The organism is Mesorhizobium kowhaii (assembly GCF_003253745.1).
GTDB lineage: Bacteria > Pseudomonadota > Alphaproteobacteria > Rhizobiales > Rhizobiaceae > Mesorhizobium > Mesorhizobium kowhaii.
Map to the genome: position 1 here is coordinate 1 of NZ_MZXV01000071.1, position 7,231 is coordinate 7,231.

Consider the following 7,231-nt stretch of genomic DNA (forward strand, 5'->3'; position numbering starts at 1 on the left):
AATTCATTGGCTATGTCGACGCCGCGATGCCTCTTTTCGAAAAAACGGGTATCGCCGACAGCCTCGACGGAGGCGTCATTGCGCTATCGGGACCGAAGGATGTCACCGGCTTCCTGACGGCCCTGGGCGCTTTACGCCTATGGGCGCGCGAGCCCAAGGTGAAGATGTCCAAGCTGTCGTGAGGTGGTGAGTAATGTTTGAGTGGCTGCAGCGTGGAGATAAGGCCCCCGAGCCGCGAAAGGGTATGCCTAGCCCGCGCCTGAAGGAAGCCGAATTCAAGCGGCGTTATCGTGAGCAATTTAACGACCCCGCTTTCGAAGCCGCGCTGCAGAACTCGACATTATCGCCGACATTGCTTGGCAGGCCTATGACGATTCTCGCAAGAGTCCGCGAACCAGGAAAGCAGGCAAGGGCTTCGCCGACCCGGCCTACGACCTTTCGCTCGACCGGATCGCGGCCAACGCTGCGATAGACGCGGCACAGCGCTGCGATAAGGCGACGGGCGCCGGCCCTGCCATTGCCGCCCACTCAAAGGACGCAAAAACCACAGTTTCGACTGGACAGAACCCAAAAGCTGCCAGGAAGAAGTGACTTGGTGTTCCTACACGGAACAAATTCCTCAATAACCGGATAAGAAGCTCCGCCGCCAAAAGCCCGCGCCCTGTTGCGAGACGCGGGCCGGCCGGGTTGCCGTCCCGACCGACAAGAAATGGCTGGGACTAATCAGTGCGGGACATCTGCCGGCGACCGCTTTGCGCCAGAGACGGTCATCCACCGCCATTTCTCGAATGACTGCAGTTGGCCGACAGCGGAATGGCGGCTTCTGGCTTCCAAAGAAGGATAGCGGACGTTCAGCCCGGTGGGACCAATGACTTTACTTGACCCCAATGCGACGGTCGCTCTTCAGCTATCTGACCGCCGTTGTGCGCGCTGGAAGCAGACAATCGCCTGGGGCGCACGTAGCGATACAGACCCGTCACCACGAGGTTCTGCGTCGGTGCGATCGGCGCCGGCGTGCCCAGCCCTTGCAGAGCAAAGCGCGCAAACGAGTCAACAAGCCCGGGTAAGCCCGCGACGATCAACAGTATCCCGACAGCGCGTCGCCTGCAGATCGAAGAACGGCGGCAGAAATTCCCAACGCGTTCCACCAGGGAATGAGCCCCGCCACTACGCTGGCGCGGCCACAAAAAGAGGGCGGAGCCTAAAATGGCTATCTTCATCGTTCGTCTCCATCCAGGCTGCCTGACCCTTCCGGTCCACATCACCTGTCGCGGTGTCAACGTGTTAACGACCACCCCCGTGGCCTACATCGGTGGGCACGCTGCGTCCGTGACGCGGTCTTCAGCGGAAGGTCTGTTTACTAGCCTTCAGTGCCCGAAGCTGCCAGGCCACTTCCGGCCCCGATGCGGACATTCGTAATGTGTGCTGACTAGGTCGGTTGGTTGTTGCCATCACCTGCCTTCATTTTGACGGGCAACGAATCAGCAACCCGCGGCATATGCGCAGTAGCAGACAGTCTGCCGCCTCAAACTCTCCGAGGAACCTAACTGCCCTGACTATGGAAATCTGCCGCCCCCGCGCTTCGCCGCGTAGCTGGGCCACACGCGGGAATGTCCTCGACCCCTGCCGCCTACGATGCTCGGCTCGATCCGACGACGCCGGCCGCCGAGCTGAATCCGCTCCTCGCCCGCAATCTCGACGGCGACCTGAAAGTTCGTCGCGTCAACCGCACCGTCAACAGCGTGAAGAACTAAAGCGGTTACTGCACTGAACCGACCAACCCACTCTGGACGGACCCGCACTTGATCATTTTGCGAGGGGAACGTGAGTGAACATCGGCTTTTGAAGGGAGATTGTCCGATGATCGTGCTTCACGCCGAAGGCGCGTGGCCTGCCGCCGCCGCTCGGAAAGGCTTAGCCGCGGTGGACAGCTGAACGAGGCTTCATCCGGCGAGCCAACGCGATCTTTCCTGGCGGCCGCTCGGTATGGGAATTGCCTTGCATCGCGGTCCGGTTTTCTTCGGCAATATCGGCTCCAGAGATCGGCTCGACTTCACTGTTATCGGGCGCGCCGTCAATCTGGCGGCGCGTCTCGAACCACTATCGAAAAGCACCGGGCGACGCGTGCTCCTGACTGACAGGGTTGCTGAATTGGTCGAGCAGCCAATCGAAGAACTGGGCGACTTCCCAATCCGCGGCCTCGCAGATCCTGTTGCCGTATTTGCCGTCGCGGAACGCCGGAACTGACGTTGTCGGTTGGAGGCGATGCACCGGAGGAATTCAAGCTTCGCTTCCGCCGTCGATCCGGAAAGTGCCAAGAACGGCGCGTCGGCCCAGATAAGTGCGGACGATGCCCAGCGGCGGCAGCGTAGAGTCCCACTCGCAGCCCTGGAATGTCGGTTCGGCTGACGTGGCCATCTCGTCTCCTCATCGTCGATCTGGGACCGTGGCTCAGCCTCCAATTGACTGAGCAAACGGCTGTGTGGGGCTAATGGCGAAGGAGGTGTCTACAGAGCCCACGATCCGGTTCTCTCCCAGCAAGTTGTCGTACCACGACGGCGAGAATGCGAGGATGATCAGGGCACAAATGATAAGGATGACGACAACACTGCGCATTTCAGCCCCTGTTCAGCTGATCACAAAGCTCGACAACAGAGACGGTTGCAACGAGCGAGGGGTCGTCTCCGGCTGCTGTGACATTGCAGCGGCGGCTTTAGCGCGCGAGGAAAAGCCGAGCTTCGCGAGCCCGGCCTGGATCTCCGGACAGCTCATGAACAGGCGCCACAAGAGACCGCTCCGGTAGTTCTCGATCATGACCACGATCGGCCCCTGATCGATGGCGAGATAGGAGTCCGCGTACCAATCCATCGCCGGGCTGAATGCGTCCCTGAAGCCATACTCGCCCCAGAGCCGGTCGCCTCGCGAAGCGAAGTGGCGTAGCGCCCGCTTGCACTCGGCCGGGGCGTAGGGGAAGGACCCGAGGGCACCGGTGGGAGCAATCACGCCGTGATCGTGGTCGGGAGCGTGCGCAACGTAGCCATGGATACTGTCGCTCGCGGTCAGCCCCCAACATTCGGCGCTGTAGCCGTCGAATTTCTTGGGATTGCGGATGCAGTGCGCCTGATTGATGCGCGTGTAGGCGACGTTCTGCTGCCAATAGTCGGCGTAGCGGTCCCGAAGCCGTCGTGGGTCGAGTCCGAGGAATGAATAATGCGCGAAGAAGAGGGGGCCGCCATGATCGGGTCCGAGGGGCAGTGGTATGCCATGGAAGCTTCGCCCGTTGGCGAAGGCCTGGCCGGTCGCCCAGCCGCGGTGATAGACACTCGGCTCGATCGGGTGGCGTGGGGCGGAGGCGGCGAGGACGAATGCGATCAGGCATTCGTTCCAGCCGTTGATCGCGTGGTCCATCGCCCATCCGTGCACCGGGCTCCAATGCCAAAAGAGCGAGTCAGAGCCGCGGGTGAACCAGTCCCATTCGACGTCTCCCCAAAGCGTATCGATGAGGCTGCGCAAGATGCGCTCCTTGGCTTCGGGGCCTGCGAAATACTGCCGCGCCGAAAGCAGCCCCGCCATCAAATATGCCGTCTCGACGATGTCGCCGCCGTCGTCGCGGCGACTGAAGGGTATGGTTCGGCCGCTGTCGCCATCCATCCAGTGAGGAAAGGCGCCGTGGTGGCGCTCGGCCTCGCCGAGAAAGCACACCATTGTGATCAGGCGATCGAGAGCAGCTTGCCGCCCGATCCACCCGCGCTCGACGCCAGCAAGGATCGCCATGATGCCGAAGCCGGAACCGCCGGTCGTGACGACATGCGGTGTCGCGTTGCTCCGCTCTCGCGCGAGGCCGCTCGTCGGATGGCCAAAATCCCAGAAATATCGGAGCGTTTGTCGCTGCACGGTGTCGAGGAGCACGTCCGTCGACGCGTCCGCGCGAGGGGCGCCATGCTTGCGGCCGACGGAGATTCTGGGCGGCGTTTCGATCGCGACCGCAGCGACGTGCGCGTCCCCGCGGCCGAGCCCGTGCGAGAATTCTCCGCCACAATTTGGACAGGCGCCGCCGAACGCGTTCCGGGCGCATTCAAAGCAGACTGTTTGGAGATACCGCCGCTCCAGCATGTAACCAGCTCCGACCTTTGCCAGAAAATACTAGGGACGGCCCGGGGTCCACGCCATTGCCATGTTGTCAACAAGTCTAGTGGAAAACGAAAGAAAGCATCGTGCGACCACGCAGGTGCACCGCCCAAATTATACCACGGTATATTGAGGCTAACCGGCTGCTTCATGTTCGATCCAGTGGAAGTCACGCCGGAAACGCCCGATCCAGATCACCGGCAATGCTCCGCGCCGACGAAATGCTTGCCCTTGACAATTTCCGCTTCGGAAGGCGTATGCCGAGCCGAGCTGCGGCTGGCCGTGAGTTGTTGCGCCGAGGCCTTGCTGCGGAGGGGTGTCTGTCCGCTGACGTCGGGATGAGATCTGGCCGACACCTGGTGGAATGCCCGCAGGGACCAGAGCCGGATGCGTCTGGGTACAAAGGCTTTTTCTACCATTTCTGGACATCGAAACGGGCCGTCGAGTTTGGCAATTTGAGTTGTCCACCATCGACTCTGCATTCCTGTTTGCGGGCACCTTGACGGTTGCAACATACTTCGATCGCGACACCGCCGATGAAGTGGAAATCCGCCAGCTCGCCACAACGCTGTATGAGCGTGCCGACTGGGAATGGGCCTGCGATGGCGGCCCCTCGCTAACGCACGGCTGGCGCCCGGAAGACGGGTTCATGCCCCATCGATGGCAAGGGCAAGATGAGGACCTGCTCTACATCCTCGGCTTAGGTTCGCCGATTCATCCGTTGCCGCCTGAAAGTTATGCAGCTTACACCGCGACCTACGGATGGAAAATATCTACGGCCGGGAGCTGCTTTATTCGGGCGCTTTTTACCCATCAACTGTCGCACATGTGGGTGGACTTTTGAGGCATTCGCGACGAGTTCATGCGGCAGCACGACAGCGACTATTTCGAGAACAGTCGCCAAGCAAACGTTTGTGCAGCAGGAGTACGCGATTCGCAACCCGATGAATTTCGTCGGCGACGGGCAATATTGCTGGGATTCACCGCCTGCGACGGGCCGGGTTGGGTCACCCGAGTGGTCAATGGCTTGGAGCGGCAGCTCTTCGATTACATCGCCCGCGGCGCTCCGTTCGGTCCCGACGACGGGACGGTCGCGCCACGTAGGGTTGCCACCAGGGCTCCGGTTTTCGTTGCTCTTCGGCGAGTAGATCCCTCGTTTGGGGGCACGGTCGTCAATGATCGGCAGGCCGGTCACCTCCGCAGCGGTCGCTTGCGCGCGGCTGATCACCTGCGTGCCCAGCCAGAGGTCGCATCCGTCCTTCCGCACGTGGACGGTGCAGTTCGCCGGCTCCATTGCGGCATGCGCCAGCAGGGGCATCGTGTAGATGGCCTCGAGTGCGCCGGCAGCTTTCCGGGTCGCGGCCTCGACGTCGCCGATCGCATGCGCCACCACGCCCGGCGAACTCGCCGCGGCTGCTGCTGCGGTCGCGAGGTCGGCCGAGGAAAGGCCGCCGGCGTTCGGGCCTTCGTTCCAGGCGATGTCAAGTGCGCTGAGCTCCTTGAGAGCGGCGCCCATGTTCTCCGCCACGACCGCGACGGCATCATCCAGGCGAACGATCTGGCTCACGCCCTTGACCGCCATAGCTCCTGTTTCATCGACATGCGCCAGCGTGCCGCCGAAAACCGGACAGGCCGCGACAGTCGCGACCCGCATCCCTGGCAGCTTCACGTCGATGCCGAAAACGGCTTTGCCGTTGACCTTGTCGGGCGTGTCGATGCGCTTGGCGGGGGTTCCGATCAGCTTGAAGAGCTTCGGGTCCTTGAGCGTAATTCGCCGCAAGCCGTAGGGCGGAGAACCGTATTCGCGAGCTGGTAACGAGCTATGGGATCGACGCCTGTCACGCGGCGATCGCGGACCTCTTCGTCGAAGGTGAGCGGCGCGGACGCACCGGACTTGCTTCGCTGCCGCAGGGCACGTTTCGCATCGAGGAAGAACAGGACGACGGCGCGCTGTGGCGCGCCGCGATCACCATTTCGCCCGAGCGCTTCAGCGTCGATCTTCGCGGCAACCCGGCGCAGCGCAAGGCCCCCTACAATGTGAGCCGCGACGGCGCGGTGATCGCTTGCCAGATGATCTTCAAGGCGCTGACCGACCGTCGCTGTTCGCCAATGCGGGATCGTTCCGCGTGCTGGAGGTGATCACCGAGCCGGGCACGATCTTCCATGCCGAAGGCACCGCGCCGCATGGCTATTATTTCGAGACGCGTATCCGGCTGGCCGACATGCCGTGGCAATGCATGGCCCGCGCCTTGCCCGATCGGCTGCCGGCCGGCCATTTCGCGTCGATCTGCAGCACGGTGCTGGCGGGCACGCATCCTGATACCGGCCATCGCTTCACCATGGTCGAACCGCAGATGGGCGGCTGGGGCGCCACCGCGAGCCGCGACGGGCTCGACGCCATGTACTCGACCAATCACGGCGACACTTTCAACTGTCCGGTCGAGATCTGCGAAGCGCGCTACGGCATCGATGTCGGCTACGAGCATCTCAACGAAACCGCCGACGCGCGTCGGAATATTCGTGCCGGGTGCAAGGCAGGCACACCAACTCCTTCAGCGAGACGTTCGGCAGCTTGACGTCCTGCGCAGCATAGAAGGATTTGATCCCTTGGGGGAAGTCGACATGGCCGCGGCCATAGGGCCACAGCCCGTTGGCAAAACGCAGCGGAACGCTCATTCCATTTTCGGTTAGAGCCTGTAGACTCCGGCTCGAAGTCCGCGGCGCTGTCGTTCTTCGGAGTTGAGAGCCTCGTCAATCTCACGCAATAGCTCGACGGTTTTCCAAGGTTCTACTTGCGGAGACCAGCACGGCCAGCACGGCTCATTCCGCAACGAAAAAACTGCTAGTGTCTGCTTCAGGCGGGAGGACCCATGTGCAACACGCTTCGTATGCCGCACGCGGTAGAGGCCAATACGATTGCGCCTGGGCCGCGGATTTGGCAGCTCTATCTCGTACTTGGTTTCTTCCAATTCGTTGTCAGTCTTCAGGGAAACATCTTTCCATTCCTGAGGGTCGAACTCGACATCAGCTACCGCACGATCGGCCTCCATCCGACCGCATTCGCCTGCGGGATCATTCTGGTGGGGTTGCTCGGTCCGCGGGT

The 7,231-nt window shown here is 62.0% G+C and carries 7 protein-coding genes and 2 pseudogenes; 7 read left to right on the forward strand and 2 right to left on the reverse strand.

What is annotated here, in order from left to right; translation table 11 throughout:
• The 3 genes from B5V02_RS32325 to B5V02_RS32335 form a co-directional block, all read left to right on the forward strand.
• On the forward strand, positions 1-182 hold a 182-nt coding region (locus tag B5V02_RS32325; RefSeq protein WP_146606197.1), incomplete at its 5' end, for a hypothetical protein.
• Positions 183-1,610: 1,428 nt separating this feature from the next.
• On the forward strand, positions 1,611-1,754 hold the full coding sequence (locus B5V02_RS40275) for an SOS response-associated peptidase (protein ID WP_146606198.1): 144 nt from the start codon (positions 1,611-1,613) through the stop codon (positions 1,752-1,754).
• Between the two features lie 232 nt (positions 1,755-1,986).
• Positions 1,987-2,247 (forward strand): adenylate/guanylate cyclase domain-containing protein, encoded by a 261-nt coding sequence (locus B5V02_RS32335; RefSeq protein ID WP_111548073.1) that lies wholly within the window; start codon positions 1,987-1,989, stop codon positions 2,245-2,247.
• Positions 2,248-2,628: 381 nt separating this feature from the next.
• Here B5V02_RS32335 and B5V02_RS32340 read toward each other — a convergent pair whose 3' ends face one another.
• The gene (locus B5V02_RS32340) at positions 2,629-4,113 is read right to left on the reverse strand and encodes a glucoamylase family protein (RefSeq protein WP_111548074.1); all 1,485 of its coding nucleotides are present in this window, start codon (positions 4,111-4,113) and stop codon (positions 2,629-2,631) included.
• 664 nt (positions 4,114-4,777) lie between these two features.
• On the opposite strand from B5V02_RS32340, the pseudogene B5V02_RS42810 reads away from it, so the two are divergent.
• Positions 4,778-5,179 (forward strand): annotated as a pseudogene (locus tag B5V02_RS42810) (glucoamylase family protein); the annotation flags it as partial.
• 141 nt (positions 5,180-5,320) lie between these two features.
• Here B5V02_RS42810 and B5V02_RS42020 read toward each other — a convergent pair.
• A pseudogene (locus B5V02_RS42020) lies at positions 5,321-5,782 on the reverse strand (molybdopterin cofactor-binding domain-containing protein); the annotation flags it as partial.
• A gap of 173 nt (positions 5,783-5,955) precedes the next feature.
• On the opposite strand from B5V02_RS42020, the gene B5V02_RS42815 reads away from it, so the two are divergent.
• The 3 genes from B5V02_RS42815 to B5V02_RS32365 form a co-directional block, all read left to right on the forward strand.
• Complete coding sequence (locus B5V02_RS42815; protein WP_425374438.1) at positions 5,956-6,267, forward strand: hydantoinase B/oxoprolinase family protein; 312 nt, start codon at positions 5,956-5,958, stop codon at positions 6,265-6,267.
• Positions 6,192-6,704, forward strand: a complete 513-nt coding sequence (locus B5V02_RS32360) for a hydantoinase B/oxoprolinase family protein (RefSeq protein ID WP_111548076.1) — start codon at positions 6,192-6,194, stop codon at positions 6,702-6,704. The genes B5V02_RS42815 and B5V02_RS32360 overlap by 76 nt, the downstream gene beginning before the upstream one ends.
• A gap of 294 nt (positions 6,705-6,998) precedes the next feature.
• Positions 6,999-7,231, forward strand: a 233-nt coding sequence (locus B5V02_RS32365) for a hypothetical protein (protein WP_208647171.1), incomplete at its 3' end; no start/stop codon positions are given.

Bases quoted from the DNA above. Each gene is read 5' to 3' on its own strand.
- B5V02_RS40275 (WP_146606198.1), top strand. From the start codon at position 1,611: ATGTCCTCGACCCCTGCCGCCTACGATGCTCGGCTCGATCCGACGACG.
- B5V02_RS32335 (WP_111548073.1), top strand. From the start codon at position 1,987: ATGGGAATTGCCTTGCATCGCGGTCCGGTTTTCTTCGGCAATATCGGC.
- B5V02_RS32340 (WP_111548074.1), bottom strand. From the start codon at position 4,113: ATGCTGGAGCGGCGGTATCTCCAAACAGTCTGCTTTGAATGCGCCCGG.